This is a genomic window from Sphingopyxis sp. H050, from assembly GCF_001468265.1.
Lineage (GTDB): Bacteria > Pseudomonadota > Alphaproteobacteria > Sphingomonadales > Sphingomonadaceae > Sphingopyxis.
On sequence record NZ_LNRZ01000002.1, the window covers coordinates 22,805 to 40,566 of the forward strand.

Here is a 17,762-nt window from a genome sequence, read left to right on the forward strand (position 1 = left end):
GAGCAGAAGCATGCTCTGTACTACCTGGAGGAGGAATCCGCCGAGTACCATCCGGACCGCCTGCTGCGACGGTGCTCCTGAGATGAGCCCGTTCATCGCTGCCACCATTGGCGTAGCCGTGTCATGGCCCTCGCTGCCCAAGCCGAGAGAAGCAGCAACGACAGGCCGGTTGCAAAGCAGGTGGCGGCAACCAGCACGCTAGCGCGGAGCACCATCATCACCGGCTGCTTGAGCAGGAGTCCCGCCGCCAGAACGAGCGCGCCCATGATAAAGGTCTCGACCGAAACCAGACGGAAGCGCCAGATGAAGGACTCAGACTCGAAGCGCGCGGCCAGCCGTTCCTCGACCAGCCGGTCGACGATCTCCATGTCGGCCACTGTCAGTTCCAGCGTCTCGGAAGAGGGGGCGGGCCGGGCGCGCATCATGCGACGTCACGCATCGACGGGCGGGGCCCCGCTGTGCTCCCGACCTCGTCCGGATCGACACCGGCCAACCGGCAAATCGCCTCGAGCGGGGAGAGTCCTTGATGGATCAGCGCTTCAAATGCCGCGACCTCTTCGGGCGCCGAGGTGTTGATCCAATAGGAGAAAGGATCGACCACGAGGCGGGCGATGCCGAGCCCGAGCGGCGAGTCTATGAAGACCTCGGAATAATTGGGCTTTGAGTTACGAACTGATTTCAACAGGTCGAGGACGAATCCCGAATAATCGAGAATCTTGTTGTCGACCGCGCGATCATAGGTCGACCCCTGCAGCAGGAACCGGGTCGCGGCATTCTCTAGGATCACCTGTCCGGTACCGCCGAACAGCGCGAGGTCGTTCATGCTCTGCAGCACGATTCCGAACGATCCTCGATATTTGCGCGCGCGGCGATAGCCCTGGCCGAAGGCTTCGGCGAGGCGCGACAAGTCTTGGCCCTCGGTCCGCGTCATGAACTGCGCGGCTTCGTCGCAGAGGACGAAGCGCGGCCGATCGCGCGCCGAGAGATAGAGCTCTTGCGTGACCGCATTGACGACAACCATGACGATGACATTGAAGAGATCGGGCATCGCCTTCAGCCGCTCGAGCTCGAGCACGACGAACTCGTCGGAGCGGATGTCAAGCGTGGAGGGGCCGTTGAAATAATGGCCATAAGCCCCGTCCGACCCGAAATCCCGGAGATTGAAGGCGAGTTCGCGCGCGGTCGGCACGAGATGCTCGACGCTGTCCAACCCGGATTCGACCCGCTCCGGATAAGTGCCGAGCCAGTCGCGCACCGCGTCGATACCATGATCCGCGCGGCCCGTGTCGATAGTCCACTGGACAGCGGACTTCAGGAGATTCCATTCGGACGTGGTAACGCCTTTGCGCGTCGCGGCGTTCGCCATCTCGGCGACAATCGCAACCGCCATGCTGATCGCCGACTGCTTGTCGTCCCCGTCGAGCGCTAGCCCCATGTCGAAGGGGTTGAGGACGAGCCGCTCCTCGCCGATGTCGATATAGCGGCCCGAGCACAAGGTACAAAGCTTGCGGTAGCTGCCGCCGATATCGATGATGCGGATGAGCGCCCCGCCGGCATAATATTGCTGGCAGAGATTGTTGAGGAGAAAGCTCTTGCCCGCGCCGCTCTCGGCCGACACGATGAAATTGTAATTGTTGATGCGCGGATCGAATAGATCGAGCGTCACGAGCTGGCCCTTGCGTCCAGTGTAGAGCAGCGACGGCCGCCCGCCGCCCCGGAAGTCGGTCTGCACGGGCGCCAGAAGCACAGCGGCCTTGACCGGCATTCGAAAGTCGCGTTCGAGGAGCCGCAGCGTTGTACGATCGGGATAGAGCCCGAACGGCAGGCTCATCACCAGCAGCGTTGGATTGAGATAGCTTTCTTCCTGCATCGAGAATGGCAAGGGCTCGCCTTCCCAAAGGCGCTTCGCCCGCGCGGCCATCTCGCGGGCATGGCCACGATCGCGCCCGAACACCCAGAGACACGGGATCACCCGGACGAACTTGGAATTCCCGGCCTCATCGAGAATCCAGCCGATCTCGTCGATCTGCTTGCCGACCTCGACGGCGAAACTCCCCGCCGCCTTTTGCGCGGAGAGGATCTGTGCGCGCTTGTGAATCTCGAATTGAGAATGATCGAAGAGGACATTGAGCGTGTAGAGAAACGGCCCGCCTATCTGGTCGCTGTCCTCCGATGCGCCGCGCATCCCACCCAGGAAACGATTGGCCCGCTCGGCGGTGATCCGCCGCGCCGGCGCCTTCGGCGTAAGACACCGGGCGACCTGATTTCCAAGGAATACCTCGGGTCCTTCGAACAGAAGATCGGGGCCGGCATCAATGATCTGCTTGGCGATCGGCGGCGCCCCGACTGTGGTCCCATCGGCGAAGACGCCCGGCGCGGCATTGGCGACGCCGTTGAAAATCCGCCGGTAGAAGCAGATGATCTCCTCGGGCGGGAGACGCCGGATACCCAGTTTGGAAAGCTGCTCCTCGACCTGCCGGCGAAGATCCTCGCCGAGCGGCCGCCGCGTTTTGATCGACAACAGGGTGCGAAAGTTTCGGACCGGAATGCCGTGCAGCGCGTCGAGGCCATGGCGTCCTGCGCTCAGATAATCGCGCGTCCGGCGCGCCGAGGCCTGGATCAGCGGATCATCCCTGGTCTTGAGATCGAGAAAGGCGTCGAGCGCGTCGTCGATCAGCGGATCGGCGAAGGTGTGGATCTGGAGAACCGTGCCGTCCGGGAAATGGATGTTCAGCAGTCCCTGGAGCGCGCCTTGGACGTGCGTAAACATATAGGCGGTCGGGACGATCTCCCAGGCCTGCCCCCAGCTGTCGTCAATGCACAGGAACGCCTCGCTGCCAGCGTCCCATGCGACCATCGGCAGATAGTTCGAGAAACTGTCCCGCTGCACGGCGCTGCGCATCCGCGCGAAGCTGAGGTTCGAGGACTGCCTGCTCATGGCCGGGGTTCCGCGACCGGCGGGACGGCATCCGATCTGGAGGACTCCTTGACCTGCGACAAGATGGGCGCTTGGGAGGCGCGGGCAGGCGAGGTGATGAGCGCACCGCCGACCACCCAGGTGGGCTTATCCAGCACGGAATAGATGTAACGCGGCATATAGAGCCGGTCGGGTCGCTGCCGATCAGCATAGGGCAGGATGAGCGTCCGAACGGTGCGCGCCGGCCGCAGCATCGGTGTCACCGGCGCATCAATCAGGCCCTTGAGCTCCTGGTAGACGCTCTCCTTGTAGCTGCCATAGACGTCCCCGCCTGTCCGGCCGCGCGCCTTCGGAGCCGCGGAGCCGTCATTTATGCTGCGCAACATTTTCTGGTCGTTGGTCACCGCCGGATCCGACTTCGAACGCGCGCCGGCGACGGCATCCTCATAGGCGCGCTCGGGATGGATGCATTGGCCATGATCAGAGTTCTTGCAGTCGAACTTTTCCGAAAAAGGCGACATAAGCGAGCCGACGCTCGCGCAACCCGAGAGGGACGCGGCGATCGCCAGGGCGGGCAGGGTGGACGACAGGATACGAAAGTTTGGGACCATGGCGGTTTCTCCCTTGGGCTTGGATAAGATGCGCATCAGAATTTGCTTCCGACGGAGGGCTTGATCTCGAGCGCGATGCCCTCCTGGATGACGACCACGACCTCCTTGGCGGCGCCCACCTCGACCACCGGGCCGGCTTGCCGTGCCAGGTCGAGGTAGAAGTCGGTGAGCTTGTCCGACGATTTCGAGAGGCCTCCAGCAATGCCGGCCTTGGCCGCGTCGCCGGCATCAAGGCTGCGAACGCTGCCGAGCGCAGACGTCGACACGCTGCCGTATGTGCCCTCGACCGTCTGCGAAATGCCCGCGATCGTGCCCGCGATGAAGGAGCGGGCGAGTGTCGCGCCCGCGCGCGTCACTACCTTGCCTGAGAGGCCTTTCTTGCCATCGGTGTCGACGAAGAATCCCTTGATGGTCTGGTCGACCACCGCATGCTCGTCGAAATCGACACATGAGATCGATACGAGCTGGACCTCGACCCGCTCCTTGGCGAGGCTGCCGGTTGCGTTGCCGATTACGAAGCACCCGGCCAGATTGGCTTTCACATCGTTCGGCAGAACGGCGGGCGCCTGGACGCGCGCGATGATCGGCTCTGGATTATTGGTCGCGTCCTTGCTCGCCAGCGCGTCGATCCCGGTCAGGAGCCGTGCCCGCATGAAACCAGGCGGCAAATAAATCGTCCGGTTCGCTTTTTTTGAGCGAGCCCCGCCGGCCGCGCCTCCTTCGGGAACCACGGCCGTGGTCGCCGCGCCGATTGCGCCAACCTGGCGTTCAATGGGGGGCGCCGGCGGCGCTGCCGGGGCGGCTGGAGCTGCGGGCGGGGGCGGGATCACACCCGCCTCGCCGTTCGCTTCGGGCGGAGCGGGCGGATAGGCCGGGGCATCTCCCGGAAGGGCCGGGGGTAGCCCATCGTAGGCGCCGCCTTGTGTGGCGGGCATGCCATCCCCCAAGCTTCCGGGCGTGACCTTGCCTTCCTCGATGGCGGTGACCCGGTCGCCCAGCAGCGTCTGCCCGTCGAGGATCTTTTGCAGATCGCCGCGAAGCTTGACCTCGAGGCTGTCACCGCGAAGGCCCGCGCCCATGTCGAGCTTCGACGCTTCCGCCGGCTTCGGAGCCTCGGCATCCTTCGACGAACTCGCCGTGTAGAGCCCGAGCCCGACCAGCGCGATGGCCGATACGACCCCGGCTTGCTTGGCTCTCAACTGCTGCCGTGACGTCATGCGCTCCCACTGCGCCCGGAAATCGAACAAGGCCGGACCTTGCGATCCCTCGGCTGACGTTATCTCGCGAACAAGCGTTTCATCGCCTGTTGCGGCGCTGTCGGCTTCGGCGCTCACGGCTGCGCACTCCGGCGAACGACGATGAGGCGCGCGGTGTCTCCCGCGGCGAGCGTCAAGCGGTCGAGCGTCACCGAGAAGATATCGGCACCAAAGGCATTGTCGAGAAAATCGCGCTCGTCGAGCGAGGTCGCTTCTGTTGCGTGAAGCAGATATTCGCTTACCGAAAGACCTGCGCCCTCGATTTCAAGGCGCCGCCGCTCGGTCGTTTTGACCTGCGGCAGGTCGCCGACTGCGACGGCCTCACGCGCGGGAGCGACCTCGGTGAAGGATGCGGGAACGCGGTCCTGAAGGATCGCGAGCGCGATGCCCACGGCCCGTTCTTCCTCGACCAGCGGTGCGAGCAGGGCGTCATTGGCCCGCGTGCGCTGGGCGGACCCGGGAACGAGCGTCACCGTCTGTGCGGGGATGTCGGCGGGTTCGGCATAGAGCGGATAGATCGCGCCGTTGCACGAAACGAAGAATTCGGACGGCGTTGTCACATAGCTGCGGGTCTTGGCGCCGGCATCGTCCATTTCGTGGACGAGGAACTTGATCCAGGCGTCTGATCCGCCGCGCTCGACCGCAAGGCCCTTTTCCGCCGAAAATTTCACATCTTCGATCTCGCCGCCGACGCATACGACATGGTTCACGTCGCGATTGGAGAGCCGGATGCGGCTGGTCTGGTCGGGGAGCACGGAGACCGATTGGGCGAGGGCTGCGGACGGCGCCAGCAGTGCGCCGAGGAGGCAGGCAAACCTCCGGCGGTTACCGGATATCGGCATTGAAATTCTCCTCTTGGAGGGCGGTCAGCCAGAAACGGCCATTTTCGGTCGCGTAGCGAATGCGCAGATTGCCACGAAACTTGCGGATCACGCCGCCGATCACGCGGACTTTTTCGACGGGCACCAATATTTCAGTGGCCGTGTAGGTGACGGGCTGGTCACCCCGAATATAGGTCGCGATCGACAGCGTCGGATTATTCTCGAGCTCGCCCAGCAAATGACTGAGACTATCGCGAAGCGCGTTGTAGGCGCTTGGATGGACGATCGTCAGCAGTTCCTGGAATTGCCGGTCCGCCGAATAGGCGGAATAGGTCCCCGCAAGACCGACGATATTGAAAGTGATCGTACGGAGATAGGTTTCGGAGGGCTTGCTGCCGGTGACATAAAGGTCTCCGGTGGCGCCGAACGGGACGATGACCGTGCGCTGAGCCTGGTTCGTCGAATAGATGACGGTGCCGAGCACCATGCTCACGCCAAAGAGACCCGCGATCGCGAACTTCAGCAACCGGTTCTCCTCGAAAAGGTTGGCCGATCCCTGGAGATAGCGGTGCAAATGCCAGCTCGGGCGCGTATCGCCGATCATGTCGGCGCTGTCCTTGCGTCTGAAGAAACCTGCCATCGGACCTACTCGAAGAAGCGGGTCTGGGTTGGACCCGGGTAGAAGCGGAAACGGATGAGACCCCAGCGCCAGGCGAGGTGCGGAATGAAACCGCGCGGCTTGGTTCGCTTCCACGGAAGGAAAAGGAGAAGGGCGCCGATGAGTCCCCAGCCGATCAGGCCGCCGACGATGACCGCGACGAAGATCGTGCTCATGACGACGACAAATTCCTGGGCGTCGAACCAGAGGATCTGGACCGGTCGATGCAGGAACTGCGGCAGACGTTCATCCAACGCCCTTCTCCCATGCTTCATCACGCGTCGGCGTGACATCCCGGAAATGACCACCACTTCCGGTTCCGGATGACGCGTCGGTCGCCGGGTCCTCCTGCGACGGCGCGCCGAATGTCAGATCACCATGCCGAAGGTCTGGAGGATCGAATCCGCCTTGATGAGGCAGACCGCCGCCACGATCGTCGGGATGCCGATCATGATGTTGGAGAAGAGCCGCGAGACGCCGAACAGAAAGGCGGCGACGCCGCCAACGAAGCCCAGCGGGCCCTTCACGCCCTTGTTCACGACGATGTCGTAAATGTCGTAACCGAGGTCGCCGGCCGCCGGCGCCTGGAATGCGTGGGCCACGCCGGCGCACGCGACTGCGGCCAGGAGGAAAAGGACTGCCGCGTCAACCGTGCGGACCGTCCTTCCCCGAAACATTGTCATCATGTCCATTCTCCTTGAAGGGAGACCGTCCGAAGATACCTGCCGGCACGACGAAAATCGTTTCCGGCCGACGGCAGCGGTGGACGGTCTCCAAAAAAGCCGATGCCGCCGGCATTCCGGTCCTCGATCCCCTCAGGTCGCGCTCATGCGAGCGGCAGGGAGCAATCGGGGCCCGCCAGAAATTCTTTGGGGGGGTGAGGCTGCCGATCAGGGATCGGCGCCAGCGGCTCCCTTCTTCCCATTCAGGAACGCCTCGAGTTCCGCCTGCTGGAAGCCCGACACGAACTTCCCATCGACAAAGAGGGTGGGGGTGCCGGAAATGCCCATCTTGCGGACTGTTGCTCCGTGGCGCGCGACCTGCTCCGCACCGGCCTTGCATTTCGTCAGACCGGGAGGGCTCGCGCCCGCATAAATCGCCCTGAACGCCGCCGCCTTGTCCGGCGAGCACAGGATGTGCTCGGCCTTGGCGGCCGCGTCCGGGTGGATACCGCTCACGAAATAGACGAGCCGCTGGACCGGCTTGCCTTCCGCAGCCTTTGTCGCCCAGAAGCGATCGAGCGCCTGGCAATAGGGGCAATCGGGATCCGTGAACTCGATGACCTTCGGCGCGCCGACGGGGCCGATGACCAGGGCGTCGCGTTCGTCAATCGCCCCGAGCCGCTTTCGCGCGCTGGCGTCCTGAGCCATCGCGGTGATGTTCACGCCATTCTTGTCGTAAATCGCCGCGAACAGCAGATGATCGCTTTCCGGCGCGAAATAGAGGACTCGCCCGCCGGCGATAGCCTGATATATTGGCCCCCTTACAGGCGCCGGTCCGAACTCCTCGAACTGGAGGTTGGTGAAGGTCTGTCGCAGCTCCCGTTCCGCCTGCCCGGCGGCATCGCCGAGCGCGTCCCCGGACTCCTCCGCCGATGCGGCGTGCGCAAGCGCAGGGGACGCGATGGCCATGGCGGCGCAGCACAAAGCACTAGCGGCGCGCATCGAATTTATCTCCGGCGGGCGCGACCGCGTTGAGGAAGATCGACCTGTCGATCCGGTGCGCCGCGCCAAGCGTGACCGGCGTTTTCGCCAAAGGCTCGCGAGGGTCCAGGATCGGGACGGTACGGCGTTCGATTGAAAAACCGCTCGCGTCCTGGGTGACGATCAGATCGCCCCGTCTGGCGGACGGTTCGGTCTGCCCGGCGCAGCGACCCGGATCGGAGTGCGCCGATGCGGGCGTGCCGCCGGATAACAGGATTGCGATGCCCGCAAGGCACCGATTGTACGGCGTCATGACTATCTCCTCGTGGCGCAAATTGCGCGGTGATTGACGATCGGTGGATCGGAACGGACCTGATGATCCGAGACCAAATGGTCTCCTCCAACCGGAACGAGGCGAGGAATGATGATGAAACGAAGAGCGCACAATGATGAGGGCACTGAAGTGCCGATTGTGCAAATTGCGCGCCGACGCTGCCTAAACGGCGCCCTGATTCACGATTGGCGGGCCGCGGGGTCACAATTGATCCCGGGAGACCGAAAAATGCACTTCGGCTTACTGGCGCAAATGGTTAATATGCTCATGGTATCACCACGCTGGTTTTCTGTGTGCTGGGAGGCAGACCGATGACGCGGCAATCACGCACGTTCAAATTGCGGCTTTCTCCGGCAGGCATGGATTTGCTCATCGACTCCCATGTCCACCTGATCCGAAGCACGCGGGCATTGCTCGCCTGGGGCACCACCCTCCAGGTCGCAGTCGATTGCCTCGACCGAATGCCGGCCCCCAAGGTTCTGGAGCAACTCGCCTCGCTTTCGACGGCGGGCCTTCAGGGCGGCGAGGATCATTATGTCGGCGCGTCCAAGGGGCTCAATCATATGGCGACGCGTATCGCCGAGCGCGTCGTTGAAGTCGCGCCGGATCGTGATGCGCCGACCCTGGCGAGCATCTACATTGTCGCCCTGCACCAACTCACAAGAACCGACCACAAAACGCTCCGTGCGACCTATGAACGCGTGAAGCCGGCAGCCCATAGCGGCGTGCCCGGATAGAAGCCTTCACTTTCTCAAGGTCTTGCGCGACGCGACCCGGCAAGAATTGCGGCAGTTCCGTTTGACCGTGGTGTGATGCACACCTAGCATTCCAAGAGTTACAGGCCTTGGCTGGGGCAATCTCCCGAGAAGGAGACGCGGAAATGTCGCTGGAAGACGCGGCTTCCGTCGCTGAAGGCCCGCTGTCGCGTATCAAGGAACAGTCGGGAAGGCGAATTGAGGAAGCGAGAAAACGGGAAGGGCTGACGCAACGCGAATTGTCGAGAGAGCTCGGCATGGGCGTGCGCTGGCTACGCGAAATCGAATCCGGAAATCCGAAGGCAAGGCTCGATGACCATCTGCTCTGTGCTTACAAGCTGGACCTCTCGACAGGGCATATCCTCATCCCGCTGATGTTCTATTCGCAGAAGATGGCGTTTCCGATGCAACTCGCGATCGGAGATCTGCGCGAGCTCGAGCGACTATGCATCGAAGTCGTCGCGCAAAAGCATCTCGACCAGCTGACGAGTGCGCTCACGCCCCGATGGAGCCAAGGGCTCCGGATATCATCGGCTGCCTGATCGATGGGGCTCGATACCGCCACTCACCAGCGGATTTACCGCGCAATCAAGGAAGACTATCTCGCTGGTGTGTTCTATCCAGGAGCGCGGATCCCAATTCCGGCGATCGCGCGTCGCTCCGATTCCAGCGTAACGCCTGTGCGCGAGGCCCTGTATCGCCTCGTTGGCGAGGGGCTCGTTGAAGCCGATCCGGACGGCGGTTTCCGAATCGCGCTTCCTGACTTCAATGCGCTTGCCAATCTCTATGCGTGGTCGGGGCATCAGCTTCTGTCTGCCCTGCACTTGACAAGCCGATCCGCCATAAAGGCTGCGATGGCGCGGATCCGGAGTCTGGATATCGGCCCGGATCCTATCTCTATCGTCACGGCGACATCGGCAACATTTGAGGCGATCGCGTGGGCATCTGGAAACAGCGAATACCTGGATTCAATCCGGCGAACCAATGAACGCCTGCACTATTCTCGACTCGCCGAGGTCGGCCTCTTCGGCGACCTCGAACGGGAGCTTCGGACGTTTGTCAGAAACGGCACAATCGACGTCAAAATGAACGTCCGAAGACGCGTGACCGCTTATCATCGACGACGCGTGGAGCATGTGGCGCAACTCTGTGCCTTGCTACAAGGTACCGCATAAGCTTCTGAAAACCGGGCGCGATCCTCGTCAGGTTAATTTCGATTTTGGTCTAAATCGCTGATTTAAAGCAATAATTGCTGCGTATATGGGCGGAGAACTCCTTCAACCCGCGTAAATTGGGACTACCGCGAATGTCCGCGGTGTTTGAAGAAGGAACGTATCATGCAACGCAATGACGATCATCTCGACGCCGAAGTCATCGACCTCGGCGTTGCCAGCGAAGTCACCAAGGGGTCCATCGTGGGACCGCTCGACACCAAGGGTGGCCGCGATTTCGGTGCCGCGGGAATCTCCGACGACTGAACGGGAGGGCGCACGGCCCCCGGGTGTCGTGCGCCCAACCCCGAGGGGTTCGACCATGCCTCTGCGCCTGCGAGACGATTTGTACTTCTGCATCTGTTCTGGACGAGCCGTCTTTCTGGACGTCGGTGCCGACCGATATTTTCAGTTGCCGGTTCATCAGGATTTGGCTTTCCAGCGGTTCGCCTCTGGTCAAGCGCCACAACCAGGCGACGAGACCACCCTCGAGGCAATGGCAATCAGCGGCCTGATGGTCGATGCGCATCATGGTGCGCGGACGTTTTCGCCTGTCACTGTCTCCCCGCCAATGGCCGAGATCGACCCGATGCTGTCTATGGCCAGGCTGACCGATCGGCTCGCGGCCCTCCTCTCGGTCCATAGAGCGCGACGCGCACTAGCCAAGCGACCACTCAAAAACCTCTTTAATACCATGTCGCGGTCGAGCGCCGCGCTCGTTCCGGATCGCATCGAAGATTGGACCGCTGTAAACCGCGTCGCGGCGGCGTTCGCGGTAAACGGCATCATCATACGGCGTCAGGATCAATGCCTCCCGCTGTCGATCGCTTTCAAACACCTCTGCCTTGCACGCCGGACTCCCACCACGCTGGTGATCGGCGTCAAGCTCGACCCCTTTGTCGCGCATTGCTGGATTCAAAGAGACGAATATGTGGTCAATGACACGCTTGAACGTGTTCGACTTTTTACCCCGATACTGGCGCTCTGATGGCGCTTCGATATCTTGTGTTGGCCTCGCGCGGCGGCAAACTCGACGACGGACTGGTCGACGCGGTCGGTGAACGAACTGGGCTTGTCGCGCATTGGCGCTCTAGCCGTCACGCTGTTCTGACGAGCGAGCAGCGGTCGCCACTCGGAATTGGTGACGGCGCCGGTACGATCATCGGCGACCTGTTCCACCGCCATGGCAGCGGCCCCGCGATCAGGGATTTCGATGCCGCGTCCGGGGTCGGCCTCTCTGCAGCGCCGGTCCGGGAACTCCTGGAGCGTTACTGGGGCGGATATCTTGCTGTCTGGACCGATGGCGAACTGGTCCGCGCGCTTCGCGACCCATCCGGCCAGTTGCCATGTTGCTATGCAGTCGGTCCAAGGGCCGTTGCGTTCGCATCGGATCCAAGACTCTTGATCGATGCTGGGGTTGTAAATGTGTCGATTGATTGGGGCGGGGTAGCGACCACTCTCTATGTCGACGACCTCGCGCAGATACGCACGGGACTTACCGGTGTCTCCGATTTGCTTGCAGGCAACCTTGCTACCGTGGACGAACGTGGCTGCTCGCAGGCTGTTTGCTGGTCGCCGTGGCACCATGTTTCGAACCCCCTGGAGGTGGATTATTCCGTCCATGTCGAAAGACTGCGCCGGGCTGTCGAACAATGCGGCCGGGGGTGGGTCGCCACATTCGATAAAAGCATTTTGGCCGTATCGGGCGGCCTCGACTCGTCGATCCTCGCGTCGTGCGTGGCGGGATCGCCGGAAGTGGAATGCTTCACACTTCGAACGAATGAACCGCGAGGGGACGAGACAATCTATGCCGAGGAGCTGTGCAAATGGTGCTCGCTGCCGCTCGAGACGCGAACCTATCGGCTCGATCGAGCCGATATCATGCAGTCCGCCGTTGCGCATCTGCCAAGGCCCGGGGGGCGAGCGCAGATGGTGGCCTATGATGAAACCGTTGTTCGGCAAATGGCGGCTCGGTCCGCGACGGCATTCTTCACGGGCGCTGGCGGGGACAATGTCTTCTATAATACACGCTCTGTTCGCCCTATCGTCGATCGCTATCTCGCGGCTCCGACCGTCCCGGGCCTTCTGGCGACACTACGCGACCTCGCACAGGTCACAGAAGCGAGCATTTGGGAAGTGGCGCGTCGTGCTTTTTCCGTTCCGAGACGCCGCGGCCCCAAATATAGCTGGCCTTTCGATCCGCAGTTTCTCCATCCAGGCTGGATCGGACACCTGATACGGGAAATGCCATCTCATCCCTGGCTGGAGGCGCCGACGGACGCGTTGCCCGGGAAATGTGGACATGTCGCCATGATCACGCGCGCCCAACATTATATGCACGGACACGACAGGCGACTTAATTTCACCGAGATCGCACCTCTTCTGTCGCAACCCGTCGTCGAAGCGGCATTGGCCATTCCCAGCTGGATGGCTTGCGAGGGCGGCGTCGATCGCTCTGCGGCACGGCGCGCCTTCGCCCCCAAGCTTCCGTCGAATATTATCCGCAGGCGAATGAAAGGCGGCCCGGACGCGTTCGCAATGGAGATATTGAGATCCAACTACGACCTCGTTCGAAACCGGCTTCTGGGGGGGCAACTCGCAGCCAATGGGATCATCAATAAGCCGGAACTGGAGGTTGCGCTTGCTAAAGACCGAATGACGCATGGTACGAATTATGTGCGCCTCCTGCTTCTCCTCGACACCGAATCCTGGATTGAAGCGTGGCAATCGAGTGCGGACCAACACAACATAAGCGCCCGGGAATCCGTCGCGAGTTGACAAAATGCACTACGACTTCCAGCTTCATCCACAATGGTCATCCTTCCGGCATTTTTCGCGAAGGTCCTGCCAGTGTTCGGCTTCTGCTCGTCGACGGGGGTCGGTCGGAAGGTCCCCTTTGAACCAGAAGTTGAACCAGTCGAGCGACCGCTGATAAATCGCCAGCCGGTGCGCGGGCTGCCACTTAATGTGGAATTCGTTTGGAAACACAAACAGGTCCACGAAACGACCTGCCTGCTTCAAGGCGGTGTAAGCCTCAAGCCCGCCCATATATTCGCGATCGGATGCCTGTATCAGGATTGGCATTTTGATCCGGTCCGTGTTCTGAGCGAAGGAAATTTCACGCCAAAACTCGGGCGCCGGCTGAAGGATGCTCGGATAGCCGATCTGCCTGTAGAGTTCGTCGAGGTCGGGCCCGTCGAGATAGGCTTGGGACCGCTCCCAGCAACAGTGGCTCATGATCGCTGCGGAGAACAGCGAACTGTGGAGTGCGGCGAACTGAATGGTTGTCGTGCCGTCGCTCATCCCGGTGATGCCGATGCGCTTGTCATCGATGATCCCGCGATCGATGAGCTGTCTAAGCGGCGTCTCGATCGATGAGAGAAAGCTCTTCCGATTGCCCCAATCTTTTAGATTGACCTGCTCGACCTCGATCAGGGTCGTCGCGCCCGCCAATATTCCGAGATGCGGTGGCCGGTTGACGCTGAGGACCGCATACCCCTTGTTCGCAAGCGCCTGGATCGGATATTCATCTCCGACGCCGCCCCGCAAGAATCCCCGCGACACATATTGCACGACGACCGCCGGATAACGTCGTCCAGGCTGGTAATTTGCGGGGAAGACGAAATCCGCTGCGCTGTCCAGCCCAAAGCTGTTCCGGACGTTTATACGCTCGACTTTTCCAACCCGGAGACCTCGCCATTCTGGGTTCGGATCGAAAAGCGTTTCCATAGACCCGCGCCGAAGATCTATCCGAACGAGGTGCCGCGGTCGGGTCGACGTTTCGCGCAAACACAAGAGGCTGTGCCCCGATGGTTCGCAATCGGCAAAATAATCCTTCGTTTGCAAAATCCGCTTCGGGCGCGCCTCGCCGGGGTTCCATTCGTAAAGACCCGTCAGGCTCTTGGCCCAACCCTCTCGCCGAAGAAAGAGCACCCGCTTTCCGCCTGCGATCGTCCAGGCGGGCGCTTGGGCATCCGAACAACTGTCAGACGCACAACGAACGGTTCTGCCGTTGGCCCCGGCATATTTGACCGTCGTGCCCGGATAGACAAAAGTGGCGTCGGTCGTTTCAACCCACGCATCGGGCACGCGGCTCTGCTTCGCTTTGGCGCCAGGTTCACGCGGGGTCTTGATGGATGGGGCGTCGAGCGCATCGCGCTCGATAGCTGTCGCGGGCCGCGCGCTGCCGCGCTCCAGATCCAATGCGTGGAACGTGGAGGCAATCTGTTCCGGCAACTGCGGCTTGCTTCCGGCCAGCGGGAAAAACCGGTCGTCGAAGTGATGGCCCGTAAGCCCTTCTCGCTCGATGGCCGCTTTGGCTTCGTCTAGGGCAGGGCGGGTCGTGAAGATGACGCTTCTGCCATCGGGCATGAGCCGAAATCGATCGACATCGATCGGGCTATCAGTCAGCGGCGCGCTTCCGCTTCCATCGATTGCAGCCTTCCAGACCTGTGTCCGTCCATGCACGCGCTTCAGGAACATCACCCACCGACCGTCCGGAGTCCATTGCGGCGTGATCGCTTCGATAATCCCGCTTTCCTGTGTTGATCCATCGAGCTGGTGTGTTTCATAGCGGATGAGATCTCCGCCCTGGTCGATGAGCCGCGGCGCGGCGCCCGACAAGGGAACGACCATGATCCCTTGGCAATAGCTGTTCGACGCCGGATCGGCTTGTCGCAGAGGAAGCGCCACGGCGCTTCCATCCGGCGATAATGTGAACAGGCGGCGGTCGGGAAGCTCATTGAGCGGCGGACCGATGTCGCGAACCCGCGCGAGATCTTCTGGCTCGACGCCGCGTCCATTTCCCTTAGGCTGTTCGAAGGCGGGGGGGACCAGTCCGGAACAATCCGATTGGGCGGCCCAGCCCGGCCCAGCCAAGAGGAACTGAGACGCGAGCATGGTGGCGCAAGCGAGCATGCGATTCCGGTGGCCGCGCACAGGTCACCACGCCTTCGTGATCGTCAGGTTGATCGTTCGGCCCGACGCAGGATAGTTCGTTGAATCATACGACGGGTCGCTCACGCTTCTGCTGCGCGTCCTCGATGGATGTTCGTTGAAGAGGTTGCCTACCGCGACGAGCACACTGGCGCCGCGGAGGGGGCCAGCCGATGCGCTGCTTTTCCACTGTCCCGCAAGATCAATGCTCACAAAGGAGCCGACGCGGACAAGCGGCGGGAGCCTGTTGTCCAAGGTTCCGCCTATATAGGTGCCAAAACCCGACAGGCTAAACTCGCCATGGTTCCAGGTAGCACCGCCTTGAGCTCGCCAGTGGGGCGGGTTGAAAATGAATCCCGCGAGGCCGACCGTTGCGGCTCCTTCCAGAAGCTGCCGGTTGCTCTTGAGATAGGTCGCCGACCCTTGCAGGCTCAGGTGGTCGCTAGTGCCCAACTCGATCCCATAACTAGCCGCAAGGTCGACGCCGCTCGCTTTCTGCTGAGCCGTGTTGCGGAGCACACCTTCGACCAGCGCATAGACACTGCCCGGATCATAAGGACCGCCAGTAAAATTCTCGAGGCCGAAGAGCGAGCCCGCCGACCGGGCTTCAATCTCGGAAGCGCTCGGAGATAATGTAATCAGGTGGTTATAAAGCGGATCTGATAGCGCGCCGAAAAGTGACGTAATGGGATTGGCAACGCGGCCATTGTAGCGGATTTCGAAATAGCTTGCCTCGATCTTGAGGCCAGGCGCGAAACGCGGTGCGATCGTGGCAGTCGCTGTCCAGGTTGTTGCCCTCTCCGGGCGTAAGTCGGGATTTGCACCGGCGGTATAAGCAACGGTGCTGCCCGCAGGCGCATTGCTGGCGCCGAAGAACTCCACTGGGAGCAGAAGGACTTCATAGCCCCGATACTGGTCGTAGAGCGTCGGCGCCTTGAACGATTTTCCCCAGCTGAGCTTGAAGGAGAGACTATCGTCCGGACTGTAGATCAATCCCAACTTGGGCGATGCCACGCCGCCGATGTCTTCATAGTCTTCATACCGCACGGCCGCCGTCGCTCGCAGTTCTCGAAAGAATGCAGCGGCGTTGGTTTCGCCGAAAATAGGCAATGACAGTTCCCCAAAACCATAACGTACCTTGTGCCGCCGGTTGAAGGAAAGGATCGGGGTCGTGACATCGCCAATGGTCTGGCTGCTGCGAGCATCGAGGCTGGTAGATCGAATCCCGGCACCGATGACGAGCCGCGTGTCACCGCCCGGAAGCGCGAAGAGCGGACCTTCTCCATAAGCCTCCAGGCTCTCGATCGAATTGTCATATGGAATCCGACGCGTGCTCGCGAGCTGGCCACGTCGATAGGAAATGCCATTGCCGATCGTCCGGTCTTCACCATACGTCCCCGCGACGCTGAGTTCCCATGATCCCGGAAGCTGGACGCGCCACGTCGGTGAGATCGAGAATGTCTCGACGGTGCTCGCAAACGTATCGCCAAAAATGCGGACATCGGAGTCGACGGAAAAGGGGTTCGCCTGCGAAGATTTTCGCCGGCTATATTGGCCATCGATCTCGATGCGAACGCTGTCGGTCAACTGGTGGAAACCGGAAACGACGCTGCTGAACTGATCCATGCCCGGTATCAGAGTCGCCGATCCGTTGACGCTGTCCGCATAGGGTCTTTGGCCTGCGGTGATCGGTGTGGAATGCTTATAGTCCGCCGTCAGCAATATGCCGCCGCCCGTCCAGGTCGTACCGGTGACCGCGCTATACTGTTGCTCGGTCCCGCCACCGTCGGTCGTGAACCCCACCCGCGCCGAGGTCCACACGCCGTCAAAGCTCTTGCGCAGAATCACGTTTGCAACGCCGCCGACAGCATCGGATCCATAGAGTGCGGACGCGCCGTCAGCCACGATATCAAGCCGGTCGATAGCGGCCAATGGTATCGCCGAGATGTCGACTCCCTGGCGAACCCCGTCATACGCAACGCGGTGACCGTTAATCAGCGTGAGCGTCGCGTCGGGGCCCAGGCCACGCAGGTTGACCGTTGACGACGAGTTCAGATTCTCGCTTCCTCCTTGCCCGCTGCCCACGACACCTGGGTTTTGGCCGCCGCTGAAGTTTTGCGGGAGGTTGCGAACATATTGACCGAGATCAGAGAAACCTCGCTCCACGATGTCATCACGCGTCGCAACGATGACGGGTGAGGCAGATTTGCTTCCGCGAATTCGGGTGCCGGTCACGAGGATGGCTGTGTCTTCTTTCGCCGTCGGGCTGAGTTCGGGGGCACCCGACGGTGCCGATCGCCCCCGAATGACATAGCCGCCATCCTGGAATTCCGCGACAAGATCGGTCCCCGCCAGCAGGCGGGCGATTGCTTCCTTGACGCTATAGGAGCCGCGAAGCGGAGCGACCTGCCGTCCTGCGACCGCTTCGGACGCGAAAATCACCTCCACCCCGGCCTGCCGCCCGACCGCGATGAGGGCGTCGGCGAGGGGCATCGATGCGATGCTGAAGTCTTGCCGGGTATCCTGTGCCAGGGCGATATTCGGAACGCACAAACCGCCAATCGCAACCACCGCCAGCAACGTGCTACGGCCAAATCGTCTCGCCACCATCCTGTCCCCCA

The 17,762-nt window shown here is 61.7% G+C and carries 18 protein-coding genes; 6 read left to right on the top strand and 12 right to left on the bottom strand.

What is annotated here, in order from left to right; genetic code table 11:
- Positions 1-92 precede the first annotated feature (92 nt).
- From ATE67_RS03230 to ATE67_RS03275, 10 genes are all read right to left on the bottom strand, one after another.
- Entirely contained in the window at positions 93-425 is a 333-nt protein-coding gene (locus ATE67_RS03230; RefSeq protein ID WP_058536471.1) for a hypothetical protein, read from the bottom strand.
- Entirely contained in the window at positions 422-2,938 is a 2,517-nt protein-coding gene (locus ATE67_RS03235) for a TraC family protein (protein WP_058807948.1), read from the bottom strand. The genes ATE67_RS03230 and ATE67_RS03235 overlap by 4 nt, the downstream gene beginning before the upstream one ends.
- Complete coding sequence (locus ATE67_RS03240) at positions 2,935-3,564, bottom strand: TraV family lipoprotein (RefSeq protein WP_443028729.1); 630 nt, start codon at positions 3,562-3,564, stop codon at positions 2,935-2,937. Before ATE67_RS03240 ends, ATE67_RS03235 begins: the two co-directional genes overlap by 4 nt.
- Positions 3,564-4,808: a TraB/VirB10 family protein gene (locus tag ATE67_RS03245; RefSeq protein WP_231728061.1), complete on the bottom strand. Its 1,245-nt coding sequence runs from the start codon at positions 4,806-4,808 to the stop codon at positions 3,564-3,566. Before ATE67_RS03245 ends, ATE67_RS03240 begins: the two co-directional genes overlap by 1 nt.
- Before the next feature lie 50 nt (positions 4,809-4,858).
- Positions 4,859-5,626, bottom strand: a complete 768-nt coding sequence (locus tag ATE67_RS03250; RefSeq protein ID WP_058810000.1) for a type-F conjugative transfer system secretin TraK — start codon at positions 5,624-5,626, stop codon at positions 4,859-4,861.
- Complete coding sequence (locus ATE67_RS03255) at positions 5,610-6,209, bottom strand: TraE/TraK family type IV conjugative transfer system protein (RefSeq protein WP_197411754.1); 600 nt, start codon at positions 6,207-6,209, stop codon at positions 5,610-5,612. The genes ATE67_RS03250 and ATE67_RS03255 overlap by 17 nt, the downstream gene beginning before the upstream one ends.
- 41 nt (positions 6,210-6,250) lie before the next feature.
- Complete coding sequence (locus tag ATE67_RS03260) at positions 6,251-6,517, bottom strand: hypothetical protein (RefSeq protein WP_058539826.1); 267 nt, start codon at positions 6,515-6,517, stop codon at positions 6,251-6,253.
- Between the two features lie 114 nt (positions 6,518-6,631).
- Positions 6,632-6,949: a hypothetical protein gene (locus ATE67_RS03265; protein WP_058539827.1), complete on the bottom strand. Its 318-nt coding sequence runs from the start codon at positions 6,947-6,949 to the stop codon at positions 6,632-6,634.
- A 204-nt stretch (positions 6,950-7,153) separates the two neighbouring features.
- Positions 7,154-7,894, bottom strand: a complete 741-nt coding sequence (locus ATE67_RS03270; RefSeq protein ID WP_231728032.1) for a DsbC family protein — start codon at positions 7,892-7,894, stop codon at positions 7,154-7,156.
- Between the two features lie 19 nt (positions 7,895-7,913).
- The gene (locus ATE67_RS03275) at positions 7,914-8,219 is read right to left on the bottom strand and encodes a hypothetical protein (RefSeq protein ID WP_058539829.1); all 306 of its coding nucleotides are present in this window, start codon (positions 8,217-8,219) and stop codon (positions 7,914-7,916) included.
- Between the two features lie 380 nt (positions 8,220-8,599).
- On the opposite strand from ATE67_RS03275, the gene ATE67_RS03280 reads away from it, so the two are divergent.
- The 6 genes from ATE67_RS03280 (at position 8,600) to ATE67_RS03300 (ending at position 12,984) form a co-directional block, all read left to right on the top strand.
- A complete protein-coding gene (locus ATE67_RS03280; RefSeq protein WP_058539830.1) occupies positions 8,600-8,977 on the top strand; it encodes a hypothetical protein in 378 nt (125 codons plus the stop codon).
- Between the two features lie 143 nt (positions 8,978-9,120).
- Positions 9,121-9,537, top strand: coding sequence for a helix-turn-helix domain-containing protein (locus ATE67_RS03285; protein ID WP_156416887.1), 417 nt, complete (start codon positions 9,121-9,123; stop codon positions 9,535-9,537).
- A 3-nt stretch (positions 9,538-9,540) separates the two neighbouring features.
- Positions 9,541-10,170: a GntR family transcriptional regulator gene (locus ATE67_RS03290; RefSeq protein ID WP_058810003.1), complete on the top strand. Its 630-nt coding sequence runs from the start codon at positions 9,541-9,543 to the stop codon at positions 10,168-10,170.
- A 162-nt stretch (positions 10,171-10,332) separates the two neighbouring features.
- Entirely contained in the window at positions 10,333-10,473 is a 141-nt protein-coding gene (locus ATE67_RS21285) for a benenodin family lasso peptide (protein WP_156416888.1), read from the top strand.
- A gap of 55 nt (positions 10,474-10,528) precedes the next feature.
- The gene (locus ATE67_RS03295) at positions 10,529-11,194 is read left to right on the top strand and encodes a lasso peptide biosynthesis B2 protein (protein ID WP_156416889.1); all 666 of its coding nucleotides are present in this window, start codon (positions 10,529-10,531) and stop codon (positions 11,192-11,194) included.
- Positions 11,194-12,984 (top strand): asparagine synthase-related protein, encoded by a 1,791-nt coding sequence (locus ATE67_RS03300; RefSeq protein ID WP_058815261.1) that lies wholly within the window; start codon positions 11,194-11,196, stop codon positions 12,982-12,984. The genes ATE67_RS03295 and ATE67_RS03300 overlap by 1 nt, the downstream gene beginning before the upstream one ends.
- 24 nt (positions 12,985-13,008) lie before the next feature.
- Here the strand turns inward: ATE67_RS03300 and ATE67_RS03305 are convergent, their stop codons facing one another.
- Entirely contained in the window at positions 13,009-15,105 is a 2,097-nt protein-coding gene (locus tag ATE67_RS03305) for an Atxe2 family lasso peptide isopeptidase (RefSeq protein ID WP_197411877.1), read from the bottom strand.
- Positions 15,106-15,147: 42 nt separating this feature from the next.
- The gene (locus ATE67_RS03310) at positions 15,148-17,712 is read right to left on the bottom strand and encodes a TonB-dependent receptor (protein WP_231728062.1); all 2,565 of its coding nucleotides are present in this window, start codon (positions 17,710-17,712) and stop codon (positions 15,148-15,150) included.
- Positions 17,713-17,762 lie beyond the last annotated feature (50 nt).

Bases quoted from the DNA above. Each gene is read 5' to 3' on its own strand.
- ATE67_RS03230 (WP_058536471.1), bottom strand. From the start codon at position 425: ATGATGCGCGCCCGGCCCGCCCCCTCTTCCGAGACGCTGGAACTGACA.
- ATE67_RS03235 (WP_058807948.1), bottom strand. From the start codon at position 2,938: ATGAGCAGGCAGTCCTCGAACCTCAGCTTCGCGCGGATGCGCAGCGCC.
- ATE67_RS03240 (WP_443028729.1), bottom strand. From the start codon at position 3,564: ATGCGCATCTTATCCAAGCCCAAGGGAGAAACCGCCATGGTCCCAAAC.
- ATE67_RS03250 (WP_058810000.1), bottom strand. From the start codon at position 5,626: ATGCCGATATCCGGTAACCGCCGGAGGTTTGCCTGCCTCCTCGGCGCA.
- ATE67_RS03255 (WP_197411754.1), bottom strand. From the start codon at position 6,209: ATGATCGGCGATACGCGCCCGAGCTGGCATTTGCACCGCTATCTCCAG.
- ATE67_RS03265 (WP_058539827.1), bottom strand. From the start codon at position 6,949: ATGATGACAATGTTTCGGGGAAGGACGGTCCGCACGGTTGACGCGGCA.
- ATE67_RS03270 (WP_231728032.1), bottom strand. From the start codon at position 7,894: ATGGCCATCGCGTCCCCTGCGCTTGCGCACGCCGCATCGGCGGAGGAG.
- ATE67_RS03275 (WP_058539829.1), bottom strand. From the start codon at position 8,219: ATGACGCCGTACAATCGGTGCCTTGCGGGCATCGCAATCCTGTTATCC.
- ATE67_RS03280 (WP_058539830.1), top strand. From the start codon at position 8,600: ATGGATTTGCTCATCGACTCCCATGTCCACCTGATCCGAAGCACGCGG.
- ATE67_RS03285 (WP_156416887.1), top strand. From the start codon at position 9,121: ATGTCGCTGGAAGACGCGGCTTCCGTCGCTGAAGGCCCGCTGTCGCGT.
- ATE67_RS03290 (WP_058810003.1), top strand. From the start codon at position 9,541: ATGGGGCTCGATACCGCCACTCACCAGCGGATTTACCGCGCAATCAAG.
- ATE67_RS21285 (WP_156416888.1), top strand. From the start codon at position 10,333: ATGCAACGCAATGACGATCATCTCGACGCCGAAGTCATCGACCTCGGC.
- ATE67_RS03295 (WP_156416889.1), top strand. From the start codon at position 10,529: ATGCCTCTGCGCCTGCGAGACGATTTGTACTTCTGCATCTGTTCTGGA.
- ATE67_RS03300 (WP_058815261.1), top strand. From the start codon at position 11,194: ATGGCGCTTCGATATCTTGTGTTGGCCTCGCGCGGCGGCAAACTCGAC.
- ATE67_RS03305 (WP_197411877.1), bottom strand. From the start codon at position 15,105: ATGCTCGCGTCTCAGTTCCTCTTGGCTGGGCCGGGCTGGGCCGCCCAA.